Origin of the sequence: Amycolatopsis sp. NPDC021455 (assembly GCF_040640995.1) — a bacterium.
Taxonomy (GTDB): Bacteria; Actinomycetota; Actinomycetes; order Mycobacteriales; family Pseudonocardiaceae; genus Amycolatopsis.
Genome location: NZ_JBFACT010000016.1, coordinates 41,865 through 63,860, shown reverse-complemented (window position 1 = coordinate 63,860; position 21,996 = coordinate 41,865). Strand labels below are relative to the sequence as shown.

General features: G+C 71.5%; 22 protein-coding genes. 8 read left to right on the top strand and 14 right to left on the bottom strand.

What is annotated here, in order from left to right; genetic code table 11:
• Window positions 1-89 precede the first annotated feature (89 nt).
• The 4 genes from AB0G28_RS20685 to AB0G28_RS20670 all read right to left on the bottom strand — a co-directional run bounded on the left by AB0G28_RS20685 (window position 90) and on the right by AB0G28_RS20670 (window position 3,676).
• A complete protein-coding gene (locus AB0G28_RS20685; protein WP_361090955.1) occupies window positions 90-974 on the bottom strand; it encodes a lysophospholipid acyltransferase family protein in 885 nt (294 codons plus the stop codon).
• Window positions 971-1,753 (bottom strand): GNAT family N-acyltransferase, encoded by a 783-nt coding sequence (locus tag AB0G28_RS20680; protein ID WP_361090952.1) that lies wholly within the window; start codon window positions 1,751-1,753, stop codon window positions 971-973. The genes AB0G28_RS20685 and AB0G28_RS20680 overlap by 4 nt, the downstream gene beginning before the upstream one ends.
• A gap of 148 nt (window positions 1,754-1,901) precedes the next feature.
• Window positions 1,902-2,861: an electron transfer flavoprotein subunit alpha/FixB family protein gene (locus AB0G28_RS20675; protein ID WP_361090949.1), complete on the bottom strand. Its 960-nt coding sequence runs from the start codon at window positions 2,859-2,861 to the stop codon at window positions 1,902-1,904.
• Between the two features lie 29 nt (window positions 2,862-2,890).
• On the bottom strand, window positions 2,891-3,676 hold the full coding sequence (locus AB0G28_RS20670; RefSeq protein ID WP_361090946.1) for an electron transfer flavoprotein subunit beta/FixA family protein: 786 nt from the start codon (window positions 3,674-3,676) through the stop codon (window positions 2,891-2,893).
• Between the two features lie 244 nt (window positions 3,677-3,920).
• On the opposite strand from AB0G28_RS20670, the gene AB0G28_RS20665 reads away from it, so the two are divergent.
• Window positions 3,921-4,766: a DegV family protein gene (locus AB0G28_RS20665; RefSeq protein WP_361090944.1), complete on the top strand. Its 846-nt coding sequence runs from the start codon at window positions 3,921-3,923 to the stop codon at window positions 4,764-4,766.
• Here AB0G28_RS20665 and AB0G28_RS20660 read toward each other — a convergent pair.
• A complete protein-coding gene (locus AB0G28_RS20660) occupies window positions 4,744-5,169 on the bottom strand; it encodes a hypothetical protein (protein WP_361090941.1) in 426 nt (141 codons plus the stop codon). The two genes, AB0G28_RS20665 and AB0G28_RS20660, sit on opposite strands and share 23 nt — an antisense overlap.
• A gap of 53 nt (window positions 5,170-5,222) precedes the next feature.
• Between AB0G28_RS20660 and AB0G28_RS20655 the strand changes: the two genes are divergently transcribed.
• The 4 genes from AB0G28_RS20655 to AB0G28_RS20640 all read left to right on the top strand — a co-directional run bounded on the left by AB0G28_RS20655 (window position 5,223) and on the right by AB0G28_RS20640 (window position 9,392).
• Entirely contained in the window at window positions 5,223-5,996 is a 774-nt protein-coding gene (locus tag AB0G28_RS20655; protein WP_361090938.1) for a class I SAM-dependent methyltransferase, read from the top strand.
• Window positions 5,993-7,504, top strand: a complete 1,512-nt coding sequence (locus AB0G28_RS20650) for a glycoside hydrolase family 57 protein (protein ID WP_361090935.1) — start codon at window positions 5,993-5,995, stop codon at window positions 7,502-7,504. Before AB0G28_RS20655 ends, AB0G28_RS20650 begins: the two co-directional genes overlap by 4 nt.
• Window positions 7,505-7,520: 16 nt before the next feature.
• Window positions 7,521-8,009 carry a glutathione peroxidase gene (locus tag AB0G28_RS20645; protein ID WP_361090932.1) on the top strand — a complete coding sequence of 163 codons (489 nt, stop codon included), beginning with the start codon at window positions 7,521-7,523 and terminating at the stop codon, window positions 8,007-8,009.
• 105 nt (window positions 8,010-8,114) lie between these two features.
• Window positions 8,115-9,392, top strand: a complete 1,278-nt coding sequence (locus AB0G28_RS20640) for a glycosyltransferase family 4 protein (protein ID WP_361090929.1) — start codon at window positions 8,115-8,117, stop codon at window positions 9,390-9,392.
• Window positions 9,393-9,403: 11 nt separating this feature from the next.
• Here AB0G28_RS20640 and AB0G28_RS20635 read toward each other — a convergent pair whose 3' ends face one another.
• The 3 genes from AB0G28_RS20635 to AB0G28_RS20625 form a co-directional block, all read right to left on the bottom strand.
• On the bottom strand, window positions 9,404-9,532 hold the full coding sequence (locus tag AB0G28_RS20635; protein ID WP_361090926.1) for a hypothetical protein: 129 nt from the start codon (window positions 9,530-9,532) through the stop codon (window positions 9,404-9,406).
• A gap of 113 nt (window positions 9,533-9,645) precedes the next feature.
• Window positions 9,646-10,425, bottom strand: a complete 780-nt coding sequence (locus tag AB0G28_RS20630; RefSeq protein ID WP_361090923.1) for a class I SAM-dependent methyltransferase — start codon at window positions 10,423-10,425, stop codon at window positions 9,646-9,648.
• A 56-nt stretch (window positions 10,426-10,481) separates the two neighbouring features.
• Entirely contained in the window at window positions 10,482-10,940 is a 459-nt protein-coding gene (locus AB0G28_RS20625) for a nuclear transport factor 2 family protein (protein ID WP_361090920.1), read from the bottom strand.
• Between the two features lie 91 nt (window positions 10,941-11,031).
• Between AB0G28_RS20625 and AB0G28_RS20620 the strand changes: the two genes are divergently transcribed.
• Window positions 11,032-11,565, top strand: a complete 534-nt coding sequence (locus AB0G28_RS20620; RefSeq protein WP_361090917.1) for a TetR/AcrR family transcriptional regulator — start codon at window positions 11,032-11,034, stop codon at window positions 11,563-11,565.
• Here the strand turns inward: AB0G28_RS20620 and AB0G28_RS20615 are convergent.
• Both AB0G28_RS20615 and AB0G28_RS20610 read right to left on the bottom strand, forming a co-directional pair.
• Window positions 11,556-12,413 (bottom strand): hypothetical protein, encoded by an 858-nt coding sequence (locus AB0G28_RS20615; protein WP_361090914.1) that lies wholly within the window; start codon window positions 12,411-12,413, stop codon window positions 11,556-11,558. The genes AB0G28_RS20620 and AB0G28_RS20615 overlap by 10 nt on opposite strands.
• 10 nt (window positions 12,414-12,423) lie before the next feature.
• Entirely contained in the window at window positions 12,424-12,915 is a 492-nt protein-coding gene (locus tag AB0G28_RS20610; RefSeq protein WP_093950698.1) for a SigE family RNA polymerase sigma factor, read from the bottom strand.
• A gap of 141 nt (window positions 12,916-13,056) precedes the next feature.
• On the opposite strand from AB0G28_RS20610, the gene AB0G28_RS20605 reads away from it, so the two are divergent.
• Window positions 13,057-15,720, top strand: a complete 2,664-nt coding sequence (locus AB0G28_RS20605) for a S8 family serine peptidase (protein WP_361090910.1) — start codon at window positions 13,057-13,059, stop codon at window positions 15,718-15,720.
• A 113-nt stretch (window positions 15,721-15,833) separates the two neighbouring features.
• Here AB0G28_RS20605 and aceB read toward each other — a convergent pair whose 3' ends face one another.
• Window positions 15,834-17,441 (bottom strand): malate synthase A, encoded by a 1,608-nt coding sequence (aceB, locus tag AB0G28_RS20600; RefSeq protein ID WP_361090907.1) that lies wholly within the window; start codon window positions 17,439-17,441, stop codon window positions 15,834-15,836.
• 95 nt (window positions 17,442-17,536) lie between these two features.
• Window positions 17,537-18,838: an isocitrate lyase gene (gene aceA / locus AB0G28_RS20595; RefSeq protein WP_361090905.1), complete on the bottom strand. Its 1,302-nt coding sequence runs from the start codon at window positions 18,836-18,838 to the stop codon at window positions 17,537-17,539.
• Window positions 18,839-19,066: 228 nt separating this feature from the next.
• Here aceA and AB0G28_RS20590 point away from each other — a divergent pair, with 228 nt between their 5' ends.
• Entirely contained in the window at window positions 19,067-20,491 is a 1,425-nt protein-coding gene (locus AB0G28_RS20590; protein WP_361090902.1) for a short-chain fatty acyl-CoA regulator family protein, read from the top strand.
• Here the strand turns inward: AB0G28_RS20590 and AB0G28_RS20585 are convergent, their stop codons facing one another.
• Window positions 20,492-21,478, bottom strand: coding sequence for a hypothetical protein (locus AB0G28_RS20585; protein ID WP_361090899.1), 987 nt, complete (start codon window positions 21,476-21,478; stop codon window positions 20,492-20,494).
• A complete protein-coding gene (locus AB0G28_RS20580) occupies window positions 21,475-21,996 on the bottom strand; it encodes a SigE family RNA polymerase sigma factor (RefSeq protein WP_361090896.1) in 522 nt (173 codons plus the stop codon). Before AB0G28_RS20580 ends, AB0G28_RS20585 begins: the two co-directional genes overlap by 4 nt.

Here is a 21,996-nt window from a genome sequence, read left to right as displayed (position 1 = left end):
GCCCATCGGATGGCATGGCGAACCGGCCGCCCGAGAGCGAGCCGAAGTCAACCCGGGCCTGTCGCCGGATCGCGGCGACAGGGCCCGGATCACTTCGCGGGAGGCGAAGCCAGGGGTGCCTTCTGCCCACGCGGGGCTCGGCGTCGTTGCTGGACCGGGATCTGCACCGTGCCCAGCGCGGAGTGGACGGCCGACTCGGCGAGGGCGGCCAGTTCGCGGCGCGTCTCCGCGCGGCCCGGGGCGATCTCCGGGCAGATGTGGACCTCCAGCACCAGGCCGCGCACAGCCGCGACCCGGCGCAGCGAAGCGATCAGCGACTCCGGGCCGATGAACGCCGGGCGGCTCGTCTCGCGGCCGTCGGCGAGGCGGTACCTCAGCGCGATCGGGCGGACGGGGACGCCGCCGTCGATGGCCGCCTGGAACGTCGCCGTCGTGAAGCGGCCCGATGCCAGGCCGCACCACGTCGTGCCCTCCGGTGTCACGCTCACCAGCGAACCCGTGCGCAGCGCCGCGGCCAGCTCGGTCATCGTGGCGGGCAGCGTCGTCAGGCGCTCCCGGTCCAGGAAGATGCTGCCGCCGCGGCGGACCAGGCCGCCCAGCACCGGCCAGCCCGCGATCTCCTTCTTCGCCAGCGCGCGCATCGGGCGGAGCGCGTTGATCGCCACGATGTCCAGCCACGAGATGTGGTTGTTGACCACCAGGGCACCACGGCCGGCCGGGGCCGTCAGGAAATCGGCGCCGCCCCGGATGTCCAGCCGGACGCCGAACGCGCGCAGCATGCCGCGGAAGATCAGGCGGAGCAGCCGTTCCCGGCCCGGCGCCACCAGCAGCAACGGCGTCGACAGCAGCGCCGAAAGGACGACGAAGATCGCCGCGGTGAAACGCAGGATCCGGCGCGGGAGGCCGACCACCGGGTCGTCGGCGGTGAGGCAGCCGTCGCCGCACGGCGAGAACGGCATCCAGGCGTGGCTCATACCTGGACCCCGAGGAAGAACTTGAGGTACCGCTCGTCGACGTTGTGCAGGTCCAGCACGACGAAGAAGTCCGCGACGCCGAAGTCGGCGTCGAGCGCGGGCGGCCCGTAGGCCTTGGCGCCGAGCCGGACGTAGCCCTTGATCAGCGGCGGCAACGTGGCCCGTGCCGGACGCTCGATGCCGGACGAGTCCCACGGGATCAGGGGCGAGACGCGCGTGGCCTCGTCCGAGTAGTGCTTGGTGCGCAGGACGTCCCACACGCCGGCGGCGCAGGAGCCGCCGTCCGCCAGCGGGACGGACGCGCAGCCGGCGAGGTAGCGGTGGCCGGAAAGCAGCATGTAGCGGGCGATCCCGGCCCAGACCAGGCTGACGACGGCGCCGCTGCGGTGGTCCGGGTGCACGCACGACCGGCCGGTTTCGACCAGCGACGGGCGCAGGCCCTCGATCGCCGTCAGGTCGAATTCGCTGTCGGCGTACAGCTTCCCGGCCCGGACGGCCCGCTCCGGTGGCAGCATCCGGTAGCAGCCGACGATGTCGCCGGTGTTGTCGTCGCGGACGACGAGGTGATCGCAGAACTCGTCGAACTCGTCGACGTCGAGACCGGGGGTGCGGGAGTGCAGGCGTGCGCCCATCTCCTCGGCGAAAACCCGGTGACGCAGTTTTTGCGCGGCGACCACTTCTTCGTTCGCGTGGGCGACGAGAAGGGAGTACCGGGGAGCGTCCGCGGCGAGCTCGGCACCCGCCTGATCAGTGCTGACGAGGAGCTGTGACGTCGTCATGGTCAAGGTGTACCTGCGCGGAGGAAGCCGCGGAGAGTGCCATCCGATGACCGATTAGTGCACGTTCAGTTAATGGCGGGTTCTGTGTCCCGAAAACGCGCGAAGGGCCTTCCGGGTGGTCCCGGAAGGCCCTTCTGAAGGCCGTGGATCAGCCCTTGCGCTTCTCGACCGCTTCGGTCAGCTGCGGCGCGACGTTGAACAGGTCGCCGACGATGCCGAAGTCGGCGATCTCGAAGATCGGCGCCTCCGGGTCCTTGTTGACGGCGATGATCGTCTTCGACGTCTGCATGCCGGCGCGGTGCTGGATCGCGCCGGAGATGCCGAGCGCGATGTACAGCTGCGGCGACACGGTCTTGCCGGTCTGGCCCACCTGGAACTGCGCCGGGTAGTAGCCGGAGTCGACGGCGGCACGCGAGGCGCCGACAGCCGCGCCGAGCGAGTCGGCCAGCTTCTCGACGACATCGAACTTCTCCGCCGAGCCGACGCCGCGACCACCGGAGACCACGATCGAGGCCTCGGTCAGCTCGGGACGGTCACCGCCGGTCACCGGCTCGACGCCGGTGATGCGGGTGGCCTTCGCCGCGTCGACGGCGGGGACTTCGACGGTCTCCTCGGCCGCCGCGCCCTCGGCCGGCTCGGCCTCGACCGCGCCCGGGCGGATGGAGACGACCGGCGCGCCCTTCGCGGACTTGGACTTGACCGAGAACGCGCCACCGAAGATGGACTGGTCGATGACGCCGTCGCCGTTGACGCCCACGGCGTCGTAGATCAGGCCGGAGCCCAGGCGCACGGCCAGGCGGGCGGCGACCTCCTTGCCCTCACCGCTGGCGGTGACGAGCACGGCGGCCGGGGACGCCTGCTGCGCCAGCGCGGCGAGCACGTCCACCTTGGGCGTGACCAAGTAGTTGGCGGCGTCGTCGCCTTCCGCGGCATACACCTTGGCGGCGCCGTGCGACGCCAGCGCCTGCTTCGCCTTCGCGGCGGTCCCGGTCGGGCCGACGACGACGGCCGACGGCTCACCGAGCGCGCGGGCGGCGGTCAGCAGCTCGAGCGTGACCTTCTTGACCTCACCGTCGACGTGGTCGACGAGGACGAGTACTTCAGCCATGTTCTTACTTCCTCCTCGAAGAGCCGTTGTCAGATGAGCTTCTGGCCGACCAGGTACTCGGCGATCTTGGTGCCGCCGTCGCCCTCGTCCTCGGCCTTCTCGCCGGCGGTGCGCGGCGGCTTCGGCGCGGATTCGGTCACGGTGGACCACGCGTTGGCGAGGCCGACCTCGCCCGCGTCGATGCCGAGGTCGGCGATGGTGAACGACTCGACCGGCTTCTTCTTCGCGGCCATGATGCCCTTGAACGACGGGTAGCGCGGCTCGTTGATCTTCTCGCCGACGCTCACGATCGCGGGCAGGCTCGCCTCGAGGTGGGTGAGGCCGTCCTCGGTCTCGCGGGTGGCCTTGATCGTGGAGCCTTCGACGGTCAGCTCGCGCACGTAGGTGACCTGCGGCAGGCCCAGCAGCTCGGCGAGGATGGCCGGGACGGCGCCACCGCGGCCGTCGGACGACTCGTTGCCGGCGATGACCAGGTCGAAGCCCTCGACCTTGCCGATGGCGGCGGCGAGCACCTTGGCGGTGGCGATCGCGTCGGAGCCGTGCAGGGCCTCGTCGGAGACGTGGATGGCCTTGTCGGCGCCCATGGACAGGGCCTTGCGGATGGCGTCGGTCGCGCGGTCCGGGCCCACCGAGATCACGGTGACCTCGCCCTCGCCGGCTTCCTTGATCTTCAGCGCCTCTTCGACGGCCTTCTCGTTGATCTCGTCGAGCACGGCGTCGGCGGATTCGCGGTCAAGGGTGTGGTCGGACCCGTTGAGCTTCCGCTCCGAGTAGGTGTCCGGTACCTGCTTGACCAGGACGACGATGTTGGTCATGGGTCTGCTTCGACCTCCCGGTTCGTGGCCCGCGGTCGACCACGGGACAGTGCTCTACTGGCCGGTAGATTAGGGCCATTCGGGGCGCGCGACCCGTCGAGGTGACGCCATTCACCTGGATGCGCAATTTACCGGGACGATCGTCCCAGTAGTCGACCGGTTACCCCTCCCGAAACACCGTTCGTCCGATCGGACCAACCACGGCCTACTCCCGGTAGGTCGATAAGGGTTAATCTCCGGCACCATGCCCGCGCGCATCGCCGTCATCACCGACTCGAGCTCCTGCCTGCCCGGCCCCGTCGCCGCCCGCTGGGCGATCGGGGTCGTCCAGATCCAGCTGAACCTGGGCAGCCACTTCGACGACGAAAACCGGTTCGACCGCGGCGAGGTGATCGACGCGATGAGAGCGGGGCGGGTGATCACCACGGCGCCCCCGGACCCGGGGGCGTTCTTCTGGACCTACCAGGAAGCCGCGGCCGCGGGCGCGACCGCCATCGTCAGCATCCACATCTCCGGCCGCATGTCCGACACCGTCCGCGCGGCCCGGGAGGCCGCCCAGCAGGTCCGCATCCCGGTGCACATCCTGGACAGCCGCACCACCGGGATGAGCCTGGGCTTCGCCGCGGTGTCCGCGGCACGGGCGGCCGCGGCCGGCGCCGACGCCGGGCGCGTCATCGAAGCCGCCGAACGGCGGTGCACCACGAGCACCGAGTTCATCTACGTCGACACGCTGGAGTACCTCCGCCGCGGCGGCCGGATCGGCGCCGCGCAGGCGATGCTCGGCAGTGCGTTTTCGATCAAACCGCTGCTCACCGTCAAGGACGGCGAGGTCGCGCCGCTGGCCCGCGTCCCCGGCACCCGGCGGGCACTGGCCAAGATGGTGGACCTCGCGGTGAAGAAGTCCGGTGGCTTCCGCGCCGACATCGCCGTGACCCGGTTCGGCGCCAGCGACCACGAGCTCGAGATCGGCAGGCAGATCGAACGCCGGGTGCCCGGCATGGCCGAGAGCATGGTCGTCGAGGCCAGCACGGTCATCGGCGCGCACCTCGGTCCCGGTGCGCTCGGCATCACGGTGTCGCCGGTGGGCTGACCCGCCGTCCGGGGAGCAGCAGGAGCACCAGCGGCACCACCACGCCGAGCCCGGTCGTCGCGACGATGAGGACCTGGTCGGTCCGCGCGAAGTGGGCGACGTGGCCAAGGTGGTAGAGGAAGTGCGGCACGCCGAACAGCAAAGCCGAGACGGCGGCGAGCCGCGCGACAGCTGTGGTGCCGATCACGGCGGCTCCGATCAGCAGCGCCGCGAGCGCCAGGTTGAGGCCGCCGAAGTCGCGCAGGAGGTGCTCGTTGAACGCGCCGTCCATCGCCACCCAGCCGGTGCGGAAGCCGGGAAAGTCCTGGTAGAAGCCGGTGGGCGAGACCAGTGGCCAAGTTCCGACCACGGCCTCGACCAGGCCGAAGACGACGAGCAGTACGCGGGTGATGGTCCGTTGCATGACCACGGAACGAGACGGCGGGGCCGGGCGTGACACCCGCTAGGGTCGCGGAGGTGACCACCCCAGCCACCCGGGCCGAGGCGCTGCACCTGACCGGCGAACGAACCGTCCCCGGCATCGCCGAGGAAAATTACTGGTTCCGACGTCACGAAGCCGCGTACGCCGCCCTGCTCCCCCACTGCGCGGACGCGACGGTGCTCGAAGCCGGCTGCGGCGAGGGCTACGGCGCCGGGCTCCTAGCCACCACGGCCCGCCGGGTGCTCGCGCTGGACTACGACGTCCCGACCACCGAGCACGTCGCCCGCCGCTACCCCGAAGTCGACGTCGCGCGGGCGAACTTGGCGTTCCTCCCGGTGCGGGACGGCGTGGTCGACGTCGTGGCCAATTTCCAGGTCATCGAGCACTTGTGGGACCAGGCCGGCTTCCTGGCGGAGTGCCACCGGGTGCTGAAGCCGGGTGGCCGGATTTTGGTCACGACGCCGAACCGGCTGACCTTCACCCCCGACAGCGACACGCCGCTGAACCCGTTCCACACCCGCGAGCTGGCGCCGTCGGAGCTCGAGGACCTGCTCACCGACGCCGGCTTCGACGTCGAGACGCTCCACGGGCTGCACCACGGCGAGGCCGTCCGTGCCCTCGACGAGCGGTACGGCGGTTCGATCATCGACGCCCAGCTCGACGTCGTCATGGGCGAGCTGCCCGGGCAGGCCGTCTGGCCGGCGGCGCTGCTCGCCGACGTCGCCGCGATCGAGGCCACGGGGTTCGAGATCCACGGCGACGACGTCGACGCGAGCCTCGACCTGGTCGCCGTGGCGGTGCGCCGATGACGGACTACGAGGGGACGTTCTGCGTCGTCCTGCACAGCCACCTGCCGTGGCTGCCGCACCACGGCAGCTGGCCGGTCGGCGAGGAATGGCTGTACCAGGCGTGGGCGCACTCCTACCTGCCGATGGTCGAGCTCCTCGAACGGTTCGCCGCCGAAGGCCGCCGCGACGTGCTGACGCTCGGCGTGACGCCGGTGCTCGCCGCGCAGCTCGACGACCCGTACAGCATCCGCGCCTTCCACGACTGGCTCGGCCACTGGCAGCTGCGCGCCCAGCACGCGTCGACGCTGTGGCGCGGCGACCCGGTCCTGCGCGAACTCGCCGCGGCCGAACACCGGACCGCGGTCCGCGCGGCCGAGGAGCTCGGCACCCGGTGGCGGCACGGCTTCTCTCCGATCCTGCGGTCCTTGGTCGACAAATCGACGATCGAGTTGCTCGGCGGTCCGCTGGCGCACCCGTTCCAGCCGCTGCTCCACCCGCGGGTGCGCGAGTTCGCGCTCAACGCGGGGCTCGCCGACACGGCGCTGCGGCTCGGGTCGCGACCCGAGGGGATCTGGGCGCCGGAGTGCGGCTACGCGCCTGGTATGGAAAACGGCTACGCGGCCGCCGGCGTGCGGCGGTTCCTGGTCGACGGCCCGTCGCTGCGCGGGGCGACCTGGGCCGCGCGGCCGGTCGGCGACAGCGACGTGGTCGCTTTCGGACGAGACCTCGAGGTCACCTACCGGGTGTGGTCGCCGAAGGCCGGCTATCCCGGTCACGCCGCGTACCGCGACTTCCACACCTGGGCGCACGAGGTCGGGCTCAAGGCGTCGCGGGTCACCGGCAAGACGGTCGAGCCGCGGGACAAGGCGCCTTACGACCCGGCGCTCGCCGCGGACGTGCTGGGGCTGCACGTCAAGGACTTCGTCGAAACCGTCGTGACGCGGTTGCGTTCGCTGAAGGCGCAACACGGCCGCGAGGCCCTCGTGGTCGCCGCTTACGACACGGAACTGTTCGGGCACTGGTGGCACGAAGGACCGGCCTGGCTGGAAGGCGTGCTGCGCGCGCTGCCCGAAGCCGGGGTGCGGGTCACGACGCTGAAGGGCGCGATGGAGGCCGGCCACGTCGGCGAGCCGATCGACCTGCCTTCGTCGTCGTGGGGCTCGGGCAAGGACTGGCGCGTCTGGGACGGCGAGCAGGTCAAGGACATGGTCGACGCCAACGCGGCGTTGCAGGAACGACTGCTCGCCCTCGTTGCCGGTTTGGCGACCACGGCGCGGGACACCGTCGCCGACCAGGCCGTGGCCGAAGCGATGCTGGCGCTGGAGAGCGACTGGGCGTTCATGGTCACGAAGGACTCAGCCGCGGACTACGCGCGGCGCCGCGCGCAGGTGCACACCGAGCGGTTCGACGCGCTGGCCGGGCTGCTGCGCCGTGGCGACCGCGCGCGGGCCGAAGAGCTCGCCGCCGCCTACCGCGCCGACGACGGACCGTTCGGGCACCTCGACGCCCGGGCGCTGAAGCACGACTGAAAGGGGACGCGCTCTCATGGGGATCCACGAAATCCCGGTCAAGACGCTCGACGGGCAGGACAGCTCGCTCGGCTCGCTGGCCGGCCAGGCGCTGCTCGTGGTCAATGTCGCGTCGAAATGCGGCCTGACCCCGCAGTATTCCGGCCTCGAGCGGCTGCAGGAACGCTTCGGCGGCCAGGGCTTCTCCGTGGTCGGTTTTCCGTGCAACCAGTTCGCCGGGCAAGAACCGGGCAGCGCTGAGGAGATCCAGACGTTCTGCTCGACGACCTACGGCGTCACGTTCCCGCTGTTCGAAAAGATCGACGTCAACGGCGAGGACCGGCACCCGCTCTACGCGGAGTTGACCAAGACCGCCGACGCCGAGGGCGCCGCGGGCGATGTCCAGTGGAACTTCGAGAAGTTCCTCGTCGGCGCCGACGGCGAGGTCCTGGCGCGGTTCCGGCCGCGCACCGAGCCGGAGGACGAAGCGGTCGTCAAGGCCATCGAAGCCGCGCTGCCCGCCTGACGGAACCGCGATTCCGAGTGTGGATGTGACGGTGATCACCGTCACATCCACAAAGGATCCCCCGGGGCCCGTCGCCCTTTTCCGACTCGCGAGTAACCTCTGCCCATGCGTGTGCTGATGCTGTCCTGGGAGTACCCGCCAGTGGCCATCGGTGGCCTGGCCCGGCACGTGCACGCGCTCGCCACCCACCTCGCCCGCCAAGGCCACGAGGTCGTGGTGCTCTGCCGGCACGCCGCGGGCACCGACGCCGGGACGCACCCGCGCACCGACCGCGTCGTCGAGGGCGTGCGGATCATCCGGGTCGCCGAGGACCCGATGCACGTGACGTTCGAACGCGACCTCGTCGCCTGGACGCTGGCCATGGGGCACGCCATGATCCGCGCCGCGCAGGACCTGCTGCGCACCTGGCAGCCCGACGTCGTCCACGCGCACGACTGGCTCGTCGCCCACCCGGCCATCGCGATCGCCGAGGCCGCGCGGGTGCCGCTGGTCGGCACCATCCACGCGACCGAGGCCGGGCGGCACTCCGGGTGGCTGTCGCACCCGCTGAACCAGCAGGTGCACTCGGTCGAGTGGTGGCTGGCGAACCGCGCGGACGCGCTGATCACCTGCTCGCAGGCCATGCGCCGCGAGGTCGCGCACCTTTTCGAGGTCGACGCCGACGACGTCACGGTGATCCACAACGGCATCGAGGAACGCGGCTGGCAGGTGCCGGCCGACGAGATCGCGCACGCCCGCGAGGTCTACAGCCCGGCCGGGGCGCCGCTGTTGCTCTATTTCGGACGACTCGAGTGGGAGAAAGGCGTGCAGGACCTGCTGGCCGCGCTCCCCCGCATCCGGCGCCGTCATCCGGGCACGCGCGTGGTCGTCGCCGGAAAAGGACGACACTTCGACGAGCTCGTCGAGCAGTCGCGGAAGCTGCGGGTGCGGCGCGCCGTCGACTTCGTCGGGCACCTGTCCGACCGCGACCTGCGGGCGGCGCTCGCCGCGGCCGACGCCGTCGTGCTGCCCAGCCGGTACGAGCCGTTCGGGATCGTCGCGCTGGAGGCCGCGGCCGCGAAAGCGCCGCTGGTGGCGTCGACGGCCGGCGGGCTCGGCGAGGTCGTGGTGCACGGCGAGACGGGCCTCGCCTTCAGTCCCGGCGATGTCGCGGAATTGGCCAACGCGGTGACGGCGGTGCTCAGCGACGCGGACGCCGCGGCGAAGCGCGCGAAAGCGGCGCAGTCCCGGCTGGCCGCGGACTTCGACTGGGGCCGGATCGCCGAAGCGACCGCCGCGGTCTACCGGCGGGCGAAGCCGGGTGAGCCGGTCGAACTGCCCCGGCCCAAGATCGCCACCGGCAACGCCTTCGAACCGGTCCCGGCCGAGATCCCGGAACAGTAGCGGGCGTCCGCTCAGAAATGGCAGGGCCGGACGCAGTCCGGACCGGCCGGGACGGTCGTGGTCGCGATTCCGTCCACGGCGATCGCGAGCGAAAACGCGACGAAGAGGGTGGCGACGGCAGCTCTCAACCTGCTGGTCATGGGGACTCCTCGGGGACCGGTGGCGCGATCGGCGCCTGCAGCGAGCATCCGCGCCGCCTCCCGGGGAAACAACAAGCGGAACAGTAGGGGTGATACGTATTCGCCACCCCGGTTCACCGGGTACCGGTCAGCAGCCGGACCCGGACGTGCTCGCGCAGCGGGCCGTGCGGGGCCACCGCCTCCCGGACGCGTTCGGTGAATGCGGGCCTCGCCTCCGGCGCGGGCAGCCGGTCCGGGCTCATCGCCGAAAAGACGCCACCGACGATCTCCTCGACGGTCAGCGGCGCCGAGTACTCGACGACTCGCGCGGCCACGGCGTACCCGGCGGCGGCCAGGGCGTCCGCATACCGCTGCTGGCTGGCCTCGTCTGTGCCACAAGTGCTGTGCACCGGGGTGCCGAGATAAGCGACGAGGACCTCCCGCAGCGCGGCCGACCACGCGCTGCCCTGCAACCACAGCGGCTCGCCGTTGGTCACCACCGCGACACCGCCGCCGGGACGCAGCAGCGGGCGGACCGCCACGAACAGCCGCTCGTGGTCCATCCAGTGCAACGCCTGCGCGACCGTCACCGCGGCCAGCCGGCCGGGCCCCAAGACCGCCGCCAGCGCGCCGACGTCGGAATCCGCGCCGAGCAGCCAGCTGACGTTCGGCTCCTCGGTCGCGAGCCGGGCCTGGGCGAGCATCGCCGGTTCCGGGTCCATGCCGAGCACCGCCTGGACGCGGGGCGCCAGGACCCGGGTGAGCTGGCCGGTGCCGCAGCCGAGGTCCAGGACGACGTCGTCGCGGGTCAGCGCGAACGCCGTGGTCAGCTCGCGCGCCACCTCGGGCGGGTAGCCGCGCCGGAACTTCTGGTAGTACTCGCTCACTTCGCCGCCGAACGCCGATGCCGTCATGCCCCGAGCCTGCCCACGACACGCCGCGGCCGGGGGCGGTTCCGCTGGGAGCGGACTCAGAAGATCGGCAGCAGGACGCCGTGTTCGGACTCCGGGCGCGGGCCGAAGATGCGGCGGTCGGCTTCGTCGATCGGGACGTCGTTGATGCTCGCCTCGCGCCGGCGCATCAGGCCCTCGTCGCTGAACTCCCACAGTTCGTTGCCGTAGCTGCGGAACCACTGCCCGCCCGCGGTCCGGGACTCGTACTGGAACCGGACGCCGATGCGGTTGCCGCGAAAGCCCCACAGCTCCTTGCGCAGCGCGTAGTCCAGCTCGCGCGCCCACTTCCCGGTGAGGAACTCGACGATCTGGGCGCGTCCGACGACGTACCGGTCGCGATTGCGCCAGACCGAGTCTTCGGTGTACGCGAGCGCGACGCGTTCGGGGTCGCGCGTGTTCCACGCGTCTTCGGCGGCCTGGACCTTCTGGCGGGCGGTGTCTTCGTCGAACGGCGGGAACGGCGGACGCGGGGTCATGTCAGGCTCCTTACGAACGCGGAGAACGTGCGTTCTCCACTGCTGCCGCTAGAATAGAGAACGATCATTCTCAGCGCCAGGGACAGGTGACATGGATTCCACCGAGGCGACCGGCCGGCTACTGGAAGCCGCCGAAGAGCTCTTCTACGCCCACGGCGTGCAAGCGGTCGGGATGGACGCCGTCCGCGCACGCTCGGGCGTCTCGCTCAAGCGGCTCTACCAGTGCTTCCCGGCGAAGAACGACCTGGTCGAGGCCTACCTCCTGCGCCGGGACGAGCGCTGGCGCGGGTCGTTGCGCGAATTCGTCCACGCCCGCGGCGACGCCCCCCTCGCCGTGTTCGACTGGCTGAAGAGCTGGTTCGCCGAGCCGGGCTTCCGCGGCTGCGCGTTCGTCAACTCCTTCGGCGAGTTCGGCGAGCCCGCGCCGGGGATCGCCGCCGCGATCCGCAAGCACAAGGACGAGGTCCGGGCCTACCTGCGTGGTCTCGTTTCCGACCAGAACCTCGCCGACCAGCTGTTCTCCCTCGTGGAAGGCGCCACCGTGCTCGCCGCGATCACCGGCGACCCCGGCGAAGCGGACACGGCCTGCGAAGCGGCGAAGGTCCTGCTGGCCGCTCAGGGGTAAAGCGTCAGCCCCGGATCGAGTGCGACCTCCGCCAGCTGGCCGAGGCTCAGCGGCGGGGACGGCATGTCCGGCGCGTCCCCCAGCTTCGCGTCCCGGGCGGTGTTCTGGGCCTCGACGATGACGCCGGTGCCGTCGGGCTTGGCGACGTTCACCCGGTTGACCGTGGGCCCGTCCGCGATGGTGAACGTTTCCTCGACGATCGTCTCGCCGTGCGGTCCGGTCCGGCGGTGGCACGAGCCCTGCGTGTCCGCGGGCGCCGGGCCGCACTCGGTCGCCGGGGAGGCGTTGCCGCCGAGCCGGCCGACGACGGCCCAGACGTTGCCCTTGTGCGCCTTTTCCGTCGTCGACGCCGCGGCCATGAAGTAGTCCTCGCCGCCGCTGCACACGCCGCCGTCCTGCGGCACCAGCGCGGAAAAGACGTGGAAGAAGACCAGCGGCCCGTGCTGGGTGCCCTTCGGGTACTGCCCCAGCGTGTGGACGCCCAGGGTCGTGCCCGCGGCGACGCGCTGCCGGACGGCGTCGGTGAGCACCGTCGTCAGCCGGTCCGCCACCACGTTCGCTTTCTCGCGGAGCGGTGCCGTGGTCGGCCGCGCGGCGAGCCTGCACGCATCGGACGACGGCGGCGGCGCCGACGCTCCCGGCTGCACGAAGCTCGGCCCGGGATCGCCCGGGGCCAGGACCAGCACCGCGCCGGCGGCCACCGCCGCGACGCCCGCACACGCGGCGGTCCACGGGTTCGCCACGCGGCGCACCCGCGCCCGGCGGCGTTCGCGGTCCAGCACCGCGTCGACGTCCACGGTGGACGGTGGGACGACGCCGATCGCCGCGTCGAACTGTTCCCTGCTCATTTTCCCTCCATCAGCTCTGGCTCGCGGCGACGAGCGCGCGCAGCGAGTCGAGCCCGCGCGCGGTCTGGCTCTTCACGGTTCCGGGTGAACATTCGAGGATCTCGGCGGTCTCCTCGATCGAAAGGTCGCAGTAGTAGCGCAGCACCACCGCGGCCCGGCGCCGCGGCGGCAGCGCGTCGAGCAGCTCCAGCAGGCCGAGCCGTTCGACGACGTCGTCGGCCGGCAGCACCGCCGGCTCCGGCAGCGTCTCCGCGGGCTCCTCCCGCCGCCACGCCCTGGCCTTCTCGTCCAGCCACGTCCGCACGAGGATCCGGCGGACGTAGGCGTCGAGGTGCTCCACCTGCCGGGCCCGCGGCCAGTGCCGGTACAGCTTGCCGATCGTGATCGACACCAGGTCGTCGGCGAGGTGCCAGTCCCGGCACAGGAGGTACGCCGTGCGGCGCATGACCTCCATCCGGGTCGTGACGTAGTCCCGGTACCCCGCCTCTTCCGACCGTTTCACCAGTTCCTCCTCGTCGCCCCCGATACCTGTCGAACGGGGCCCGCGGGCGCGGGGGTTGCCCGGAGATCGAAATCCGGGCAACCCGCCGCCGCGGCGAGCCCGTTCCACGGATCGGGGGAGCCGACTGGGAGGAACCATTCCATGAGAAAACCGATCACCGCGGTCGTCGCGGTGACCTTGGCCGCGGGCGTGCTCACCGCGCCCGGCGCGGCGGCCGCCCCGGCGGGCGGACCGGCGGTGACGCCGGCCCGGATCACGCTGGTCACCGGCGACCAGGTGCTGGTCGCCGGCGCCGACGTGCGGGTACTGCCCGCCCGGCGGGACCGGCCCGTGCCGTTCCAGGAGTACGTCCGGCGCGGCGACCACTACGTCGTGCCCGGCGACGCCGCCGGGCTGGTCCGGGCGGGGCGGCTGGACGAGCAGCTGTTCAACGTCACCGGCCTGCTGCGCCAGGGCTACGACGACGCCCGCACACCGCACGTGCCGCTGCTGGTCCGGCAGGCGGGCCCGGCGGTCGCCGCGAGGACCGGCGTGGCCGCGCGGAGCTCCACGCTCGGCTACACCGCGCTCGACGAGCCCAAGTCCAGCGCCGCCACGTTCTGGAACCGGCTCACCACGGAACCCGCCACGCTCGCGGCGGGCCCCGCGAAGGTGTGGCTCAACGCGAAGGTGAACGCGAGCCTCGACCAGAGCGTGCCGCAGATCGGCGCGCCCGCGGCGTGGCAGGCCGGCCTGACCGGCCGTGGGGTGACCGTCGCGGTGCTCGACACCGGCATCGCCGCCGCCCACCCGGACTTCGCCGGCCGCGTCGGCCCGAGCAAGGACTTCACGGGCAAGGGCAGCGTCGAGGACGACCAGGGGCACGGCACGCACGTGGCCTCGACGATCGCCGGCTCCGGCGCGGCGTCGGGCGGGAAGTACCGGGGTGTGGCGCCCGACGCGACCCTGGCCGTCGGCAAGGTCCTCGACAGCTCCGGCCACGGCACCTTCGACGCCGTCCTGGCCGGCATGCAGTGGGCCGTGACCGAGGCGCACGCCCGCGTCGTCAACATGAGCCTCGGCGGCGGGCCGTCGGACGGGACCGATCCGGTGTCCGAAGCCGTCAACACCCTGAGCCGCGACCACGGCACCCTGTTCGTCGTCGCCGCGGGCAACTCCGGCCAGGACGAAACCGTCGAGAGCCCCGCGGCGGCCGACGCCGCGCTCGCCGTGGCCAGCGTGTCCAAGAAGGACGTCCTGAGCCCGTTCTCCAGCCGTGGTCCCCGGCCCGGCGACGGCGCGGCCAAGCCGGACATCGCGGCCCCGGGCGAGTCGATCACCGCGGCGCGCCCGGCCGGCATTCCGCCCGCGGGCGAGCCCGTCGGAGACGGCTACCAGACGCTGAACGGCACGTCGATGGCGACACCGCACGTCGCGGGCTCGGCGGCGATCCTCGCCCAGCAGCACGCCGACTGGCCGGCGGAACGGCTCAAGGCGGCCCTGACCAGCAGCGCCACGCCCATCGACGCCGGACCGGCCGCTGTCGGCACCGGCCGCGTCGACGTCGCCCGCGCGACGACCACAGCGGTCACCGCCACCGGCGGAGCGTCGGCGTACCTCCCGTGGCCCAACCACGGGACGGTCAAGAAAGCCACGGTCACCTGGTACAACTCCGGCTCCACGCCGGTCACCCTGGCGCTCTCCACCGACCTCGGCGACCTGGTCACTTTTCCGCCGAATTTGACGGTCCCCGCGGGCGGAAGCAACTCCGTGGAGCTCACCTTCGCGGCCCATGACGGTGCCCCGGGCACCCACGCCGGCGTCCTCACCGCGCGTGGCGACGGCGTCAGCACCCGGACCGCGTTGTCGGTCCGGCAGGAGGGCGAGATGTACGACCTCACCGTCGGCCTGGTCGACCGCGACGGCAAGCCGTGGGCGCCGACCGGTTACCAGCCGTTGGCGATCCTCGACCTCGGCACCGGCTCGGTGACCCTCGGCGAGCCGGGCACCTACCGGCTGCCGCGCGGCCGGTACGCCGTGCACAGCGTCATCGAGACGCCACGGCCCGGTCAGGAGCCGTCGTACAGCTTCATCAGCCTGCCGGAGCTGGCGCTCGACCACGACGTCACGCAGAGCCTCGACGCCCGCGACGGCAAGCCGATGTCGCTGGAGCCGGACAACCCCGCGGCGGTCGGTGGCACATACCGTGTCGAGCGGCTCAGCCGGATCGACGCCTGCGCCTGCGTCTCCTCAGGCGGCATGGACCTCGACCCGCGCTTCCACGAGGCCTTCGCCGCGACGGTGCCGGGCACCTCGTCGGCCGCCTTCGCCTTCAGCCAGGAGCGCCGGGCCACCGAACCCGACCTGGAACTGACCGCGGACGACGGACAGCCGTTCGCCGTCCGGGGCATGTGGCTGGCCTCGGCCGCGCCGGCCGGCCGCAGCACGCTGCCGGTGGTGTCCGGCGGGGCCGGCACCCCGGAGGACCTGGCCGGGATCGACGCGCACGGCAAGCTCGTGGTCATCCGGCTGCCACTGGGCACGCAGATCACCGAGGCCTACCAACGGCTCGCCAACGTCGAGCACGCCGGGGCGAAGCTCGGCCTGGTGTCCCTGGCGGGCGACGCGGCCGCGGCCACGGTGCTCGGCGGCGGCGCGCCGGCGCTGACCCGCGGTCACCCTGCGGACCGGCGACCACTGGACCGTCGTGGTGCGGAATCCGGCGAGCGGTTTCGTCTCGCTGCGGGCGAAGGCGTCGGACAACGACGGGAACACCGTGCGGCAGACGGTGATCCGGGCGTACGGGATCTCCTGACGCGGAAATGAACCGGTCCCGGTGGCGGGGAGCCGCCGCCACCGGGACCGGTCCGGACCCACACCATCCCAACCGGTGTGGAATCCGGCCGCCCCTCGTCAGGTAGGGGCGGCCGGGGCCCCTGCTACCGGGCGTCCGTGAGGTACCGCGCGTAGGCACCCGTGGTGAGGAAGCTCGGCAGCTTCTCGCCCAGCGCGGTTTCGGTGAAGATCTCGTACGCGTCGTCGAGGCGGTTGCCCGCGCCCAGCTCGGCGCGCACCGACGCGAGTTCGTCGTTCAGGAACTCGACCGCCAGCTCGCGGGTCAGCGCCGTGCCGTCCTCGAGCTTCGTGCCGTTGCGGATCCACTGCCAGACCTGGCAGCGCGCGATCTCCGCGGTGGCCGCGTCCTCCATCAGGTTGTGGATCGCCGCCGCGCCGGTGCCGCGCAGCCAGGCGTCGACGTACCGCAGCGCGACGTTGATGTTCGCGCGGACGCCCGCTTCGGTGACCTCGCCGCCGGCGCTGGCCACGTCGAGCAGGTCCTCCGCGGTGACGTCGACGTCCTCACGCAGCCTGCCGAGCTGGTTCGGCCAGCCGCCGAGCACGCCGTCGAAGACCTCGCGGCAGACCGGGACCAGGCCGGGGTGGGCGACCCACGAGCCGTCGAAACCGTCGCCGGCCTCGCGTTCCTTGTCCGCGCGGACCTTCTCGATCGCGGTCGCGTTGATCTCGGGATCGCGGCTCGGGATGAACGCGGCCATGCCGCCGATGGCGTGCGCGCCGCGCCGGTGGCAGGTGCGCACGAGCAGCTCGGTGTAGGCCCGCATGAACGGCACGGTCATCGTGACCTGCGCGCGGTCCGGAAGGACGAAGTCGGCGCCGTGCGCGGCGAAGTTCTTGATGAGGCTGAAGATGTAGTCCCAGCGGCCCGCGTTCAGGCCCGCCGCGTGCTCGCGCAGCTCGTAGAGGATTTCGTCCATCTCGAACGCGGCGGTGATCGTCTCGATCAGCACGGTGGCACGGATCGTGCCGCGCGGAATGCCCAGCTCGCGCTGCGCCAGCAGGAAGACGTCGTTCCACAGCCGCGCTTCGAGGTGGTTCTCCAGCTTCGGCAGGTAAAAGTACGGGCCGACGCCGCGGGCGAGCAGCTGACGCGCGTTGTGGAAGAAGTACAGCCCGAAGTCGACCAGGCTCGCCGACACCGGACGGCCATCGATGCGGATGTGCTTCTCCACCAGGTGCCAGCCGCGGGGACGCGCGACGATCGTCGCGGGGTCGTCGCCGATGGTGTAGCGCTTGCCCGCGTCGGTGGTGAAGTCGATGTTGCGGCGGATGGCGTCGTAGAGGTTGAGCTGGCCGTCGATGACGTTGTGCCACGTCGGCGACGTCGCGTCCTCGAAGTCCGCCAGCCAGACCTTGGCACCGGAGTTCAGCGCGTTGACTGTCATCTTGCGGTCGGTCGGGCCGGTGATCTCGACGCGGCGGTCCTCCAGACCGGGCGCGGTCGGGGCGACGTGCCACGACTCGTCGTCGCGGATCCGGCGGGTCTCGGGCAGGAAACCGAGCGGCTTCTCGCCCGACTGCAGTTCCTCGCGCCGCGTGCGGCGGGCGTCGAGCAGCTCGCGCCGGCGGCCGGCGAACGTGTTGTCCAGCTTGGCCAGGAAGTCGAGTGCCGCCGGGGTCAGGATCTCCGCGAACCGGCCCTCGACCGGGCCGGTGACCTCGATGCGGTAGTTCAGCCGATCAACCATGGGGTGCCTCCGCGAGCTGTGGGCGGGGAAGGAAAGAAGGGGAAGGTCGCGGCCTGACGAGGGTGGGGGGTGCCGTCGTCAGGCCGCGGCCGGGATCAGTGGAACTGGGCTTCCTCGGTGGAGCCCTTGAGCGCCGTGGTCGAGCTCTCCGGGTTCAGCGCCGTCGCGACGTTGTCGAAGTAGCCCGTGCCGACCTCGCGCTGGTGCTTGGTCGCGGTGTAGCCGCGGCTCTCCGAAGCGAACTCGCGCTCCTGCAGGTCGACGTAGGCGGTCATGCCCTCGCGGGCGTAGCCGTGGGCCAGGTCGAACATCGAGTAGTTCAGCGCGTGGAAGCCGGCGAGGGTGATGAACTGGAACTTGTAGCCCATGTGGCCGAGCTCGCGCTGGAACTTCGCGATCGTGGCGTCGTCCAGGTGCTTCTTCCAGTTGAACGACGGCGAGCAGTTGTAGGCCAGCATCTGGTCCGGGAACTTCGCCTTGATCGCCTCGGCGTACTTGCGCGCCACCTCGAGGTCGGGTTCCGAGGTCTCCATCCAGAGCAGGTCGGCGTACTGGGCGTAGGCCAGGCCGCGCTCGATGCACGGCTCGATGCCGTTGCGGACCTCGTAGAAGCCCTCGGCGGTGCGGCCGCCGGTCAGGAACTGCTGGTCACGCTCGTCGACGTCGCTGGTCAGCAGCGTCGCGGCCTGCGCGTCGGTACGGGCGACGACCAGGGTGGGCACGTTCAGCACGTCGGACGCCAGCCGCGCGGCGTTCAGCGTGCGCTCGTGCTGCTTGGTCGGGATCAGGACCTTGCCGCCGAGGTGACCGCACTTCTTCTCGGACGCGAGCTGGTCTTCCCAGTGCACGCCCGCGGCACCGGCGGCGATCATGCCCTTCATCAGCTCGAACGCGTTGAGCGGGCCACCGAAGCCGGCCTCGGCGTCGGCGACGATCGGGGCGTACCAGTCAATAACATCACTGCCGGTGTTGGCGCTGTTGAATCCTTCAGCCCAGTTGATCTGGTCCGCGCGGCCCAGCGCGTTGTTGATGCGGCGGACCACGGCCGGGACGGAGTTGGCCGGGTAGAGGCTCTGGTCCGGGTAGGTCTGGCCGGACAGGTTGGCGTCGGCCGCGACCTGCCAGCCGGACAGGTAGATCGCCTGCAGGCCCGCGCGGACCTGCTGGACGGCCTGGTTGCCGGTGAGCGCGCCGAGCGCGTGGACGTAGTCCTCGGTGTGCAGCAGGTCCCACAGCTTCTCCGCGCCGCGGCGGGCCAGGGTGTGCTCCTCGACGACGCTGCCGCGCAGCTTGATCACGTCTTCGGCCGAGTAGGAGCGCTGCACGCCCGCCCAGCGGGGGTCGTTCGCCCACTGCGCGGCCAGCTCCGCGGCCGCCTGCTTGGCCTGTTCCGTCATCGGATCTCCCGGTGTTGCGAAGTTTGCGATTGCTCGCCTTGCTTGCTCAGACCCTGACACGCCAGGGAAAACCCGGTCCAGCCGTCCAATTTGCCAATTTGTGCGAAGGGTCCGTACGCTCTTTGCAAAGGTTGCGAATCGACCGGTTCGCAAGTGATCGAAAATCCGCGTTCTTGACCGTTCACGTAACCGTTCAGGACCGGAAACCTTCCGGAAAGGAGGGCTCGAATGGAGAAGACTTTCGCCGGCGCGCGGTTGCGGCACCTCCGCGAAAGCCGGTCGATGAGCCAGGCCGACCTCGCCCGTGTGCTCGAGATCTCACCGAGCTACCTCAACCAGATCGAGCACAACTCGCGCCCGCTGACCGTCCCGGTGCTGCTGCGGATCACGCAGGCGTTCGGCGTCGACACCGAGTTCTTCGCCAACAACGACACGTCCCGGCTGGTCGCCGACGTCAAGGAAGCGCTGCTCGACGAGGTCCTCGGCATCGACGTCACGACCGGCGAGCTCAACGAGCTGGCCACCAACCTGCCGGCCATCGCCCAGGCGCTGGTCAAGCTGCACCGCAGCTACCGCAACGCCGTCGAGAGCACCGCCGCGCTGACCACCGAAAACGGCCTGGGCCTGCACGGCAGCGCCGCCGCGCCGCTGCCGCACGAGGAGGTCCGCGACTTCTTCTACGAGCGCGAGAACTATGTCGCCGAACTGGACGAACGCGCCGAGAAGATGGCCGCGGACATCCCGCTGCAGCGCGGCCAGGTGCTGGGCGCGCTGAAGGAACGCCTTTCCCAGCGCTACGGCGTCGAGGTGACCAGCGAAGGCATCGACGAATCCGCCGGCCAGCAGCACCGCTACGAACCTGTCACCCGGGTGCTGCGGCTGGCGCCGAGCCTGCGGGTCGGGCAGCAGGCGTTCCGGATGGCCTCCCAGATCGCGCTGCTGGAGTACGACGACCTGATCACCGAGCTCGCCGACTCGTGGGCGTTCTCCGGCCCGGCCGCCCGCTCACTCGCCCGCGTCGGCCTGGCGAACTACTTCGCCGGGGCGCTGATCCTCCCGTACGGCCCGTTCCTCGCCACGGCCGAGCGGTTCCGCTACGACATCGAGCGGCTGTGCGACCACTTCGGCGTCGGCTTCGAGACGGTGTGCCACCGGCTGTCGACGCTGCAGCGGCCCAAGCAGCGCGGGGTGCCGTTCTCCTTCGTGCGGGTGGACCGGGCCGGGAACATGTCGAAGCGGCAGTCCGCGGCCGGGTTCCACTTCTCCCGCGTCGGCGGTGCTTGTCCACTGTGGAACATCTACGAGGCGTTCACCCAGCCGGGCAAGATCCTCACCCAGATCGCGACGCTGCCCGACGGCAAGAGCTACTTCTGGGTCGCGCGCACGGTGTCGCGCAACATCGGCGGCTACGGCAGCCCGGGCAAGACGTTCACCGTGGGCCTGGGGTGCGAGCTGCGGCACGCCGGGCGGCTCGTCTACTCGACCGGCCTCGACCTGGACGAGCCCGCCGCGGCGACCCCGATCGGCATGGGCTGCAAGGTCTGCGAACGCCCGGCGTGCTCCCAGCGCGCGTTCCCGACGATCGGCAAGCAGCTCACCGTCGACGAGAACACCAGCACCTTCGTCCCCTACCCGGCGGTGCCGAAGAGCTGATCACCCGATGACGTGCGGAGTCCACTGGGACTCGTCCGGTCCCAGCAGCGTGATCCGGCTCAGCAGTTCCTTCGCCGTGATGCCCGCGGCCTTCGGCTGGTCGATCCCGACGCAGGCCTTCAGCCCGTTCTTCGTCACGCACTCCGGCTCGCCGAGGCCGTACGTGCGGTGGTTCCCGGGCGGGGAGACGTTGATCGTCGCCAATGCGCCGTTCGCCGAGTACTGCAGCACCAGCTGCCAGGGGACGCCATCGGTATCCGGGCGGCGGGACGTCGTGGCGTCGGACAGGCGGAACGACGGCGGGAGACTGCTGATGCGCAGCGGCAACGGCACGGCCCGGGGCCCGAAGGTCACCTCGCCCGCCACCCGCACCAGCGCCTGCTGCAGGTCGGGCCGAGCGAGGTAGTAGGTGTGCAGCTGGGCCCAGCGGCCGTCCGGGGTCGGCCAGCGCAGGTAGCTGTCGCCGTGGTTGAGGGGGTCGTTCGCGTCGGCCGTGATCCAGTGGCCGTCACGGCCGCCGACCTTCTGCGGGACCTGCTTCGGCGTGCCGCTCAGGTCGCGCGGGGGGCCCGGTTCGCGGTCGTAGACCGAGAGCCAGATCATCGGGGCCAGATCGCCGCGGCCGATGGCCAGGACGGTGTCGCCGTGCTCGCCCGCGGCGTACTCGACGCCCTTGATCTCCTCGGGCAGCCAGCCGAAGCTCGCCTTCGCCACCAGCGGGTTGTCGGTGGGCGCCGGCGCGACGGGCACGGGGGCGGGTCCGGGCAGCACCGCCGCCGGCGCGGGCGGCGGCGTGGGCCGGAACAGCGACACCGCCGTCAGCCCTCCGGCCGTCACCACCGCGGCACAGCCCACGACCAGCGCGGCGGTCCGGACGCGACGACGCCGGCCACCGACCCGGCGGGCGCGGTCGAGATCGATCCGGGGCCGTGGCGCGGGCGCGTCGGCCAGGTCCTTCAGCATCGTGGTCAGTTCGTGGTCGGTCATGGTCGTCCCTCCGGGATGCGGACGGGCTCGCGCAGCAGCTCGCGCAGCGTGTCGACGGCCTTCGCCGTCTGGCTCTTGACGGTGCCTTCGGAACAGCCCAGCGCCCTCGCGGTGTCCGCGACCGGCAGGTCGCAGAAGTAGCGCAGGACGACGGTCGCGCGCTGGCGCGCCGGCAGCCGTTCCAAGGCCGCCCGCAGGTCCAGGGCCAGTTCGACGTCCGAACCGGGCGCCGGTGGGTCCTGGTCGTTTTGGCGCAAATCCACGCGCCGCCACCACGACGTCCGCTGTTCGGCCAGGAACGTGTTGACCAGCGTGCGGCGGGCGTACCCGTCCAGGTTGTCCGCCCGCCTGGCGCGGTGCCAGTTCGTGTAGAGGCGGGTGATCGCGGACTGGACCAGGTCGTCGGCCCGGTGCCAGTCGCCGCAGAGCAAGTACGCGACCTTGCGCAGCCAAGCCGCCCGCGTGGTCGCGTACTCGGTGAAGCCGCCGTCCATCGGCGCCCCCCATCTTGTCGTCAC

Bases quoted from the DNA above. Each gene is read 5' to 3' on its own strand.
- AB0G28_RS20605 (WP_361090910.1), top strand. From the start codon at position 13,057: ATGAGAAAACCGATCACCGCGGTCGTCGCGGTGACCTTGGCCGCGGGC.
- AB0G28_RS20650 (WP_361090935.1), top strand. From the start codon at position 5,993: ATGACGGACTACGAGGGGACGTTCTGCGTCGTCCTGCACAGCCACCTG.
- AB0G28_RS20685 (WP_361090955.1), bottom strand. From the start codon at position 974: ATGAGCCACGCCTGGATGCCGTTCTCGCCGTGCGGCGACGGCTGCCTC.
- AB0G28_RS20620 (WP_361090917.1), top strand. From the start codon at position 11,032: ATGGATTCCACCGAGGCGACCGGCCGGCTACTGGAAGCCGCCGAAGAG.
- aceA (WP_361090905.1), bottom strand. From the start codon at position 18,838: ATGACGGAACAGGCCAAGCAGGCGGCCGCGGAGCTGGCCGCGCAGTGG.
- AB0G28_RS20630 (WP_361090923.1), bottom strand. From the start codon at position 10,425: ATGACGGCATCGGCGTTCGGCGGCGAAGTGAGCGAGTACTACCAGAAG.
- AB0G28_RS20590 (WP_361090902.1), top strand. From the start codon at position 19,067: ATGGAGAAGACTTTCGCCGGCGCGCGGTTGCGGCACCTCCGCGAAAGC.
- AB0G28_RS20675 (WP_361090949.1), bottom strand. From the start codon at position 2,861: ATGGCTGAAGTACTCGTCCTCGTCGACCACGTCGACGGTGAGGTCAAG.
- AB0G28_RS20585 (WP_361090899.1), bottom strand. From the start codon at position 21,478: ATGACCGACCACGAACTGACCACGATGCTGAAGGACCTGGCCGACGCG.
- aceB (WP_361090907.1), bottom strand. From the start codon at position 17,441: ATGGTTGATCGGCTGAACTACCGCATCGAGGTCACCGGCCCGGTCGAG.
- AB0G28_RS20625 (WP_361090920.1), bottom strand. From the start codon at position 10,940: ATGACCCCGCGTCCGCCGTTCCCGCCGTTCGACGAAGACACCGCCCGC.
- AB0G28_RS20670 (WP_361090946.1), bottom strand. From the start codon at position 3,676: ATGACCAACATCGTCGTCCTGGTCAAGCAGGTACCGGACACCTACTCG.
- AB0G28_RS20660 (WP_361090941.1), bottom strand. From the start codon at position 5,169: ATGCAACGGACCATCACCCGCGTACTGCTCGTCGTCTTCGGCCTGGTC.
- AB0G28_RS20680 (WP_361090952.1), bottom strand. From the start codon at position 1,753: ATGACGACGTCACAGCTCCTCGTCAGCACTGATCAGGCGGGTGCCGAG.
- AB0G28_RS20665 (WP_361090944.1), top strand. From the start codon at position 3,921: ATGCCCGCGCGCATCGCCGTCATCACCGACTCGAGCTCCTGCCTGCCC.
- AB0G28_RS20645 (WP_361090932.1), top strand. From the start codon at position 7,521: ATGGGGATCCACGAAATCCCGGTCAAGACGCTCGACGGGCAGGACAGC.
- AB0G28_RS20640 (WP_361090929.1), top strand. From the start codon at position 8,115: ATGCGTGTGCTGATGCTGTCCTGGGAGTACCCGCCAGTGGCCATCGGT.
- AB0G28_RS20635 (WP_361090926.1), bottom strand. From the start codon at position 9,532: ATGACCAGCAGGTTGAGAGCTGCCGTCGCCACCCTCTTCGTCGCGTTT.
- AB0G28_RS20615 (WP_361090914.1), bottom strand. From the start codon at position 12,413: ATGAGCAGGGAACAGTTCGACGCGGCGATCGGCGTCGTCCCACCGTCC.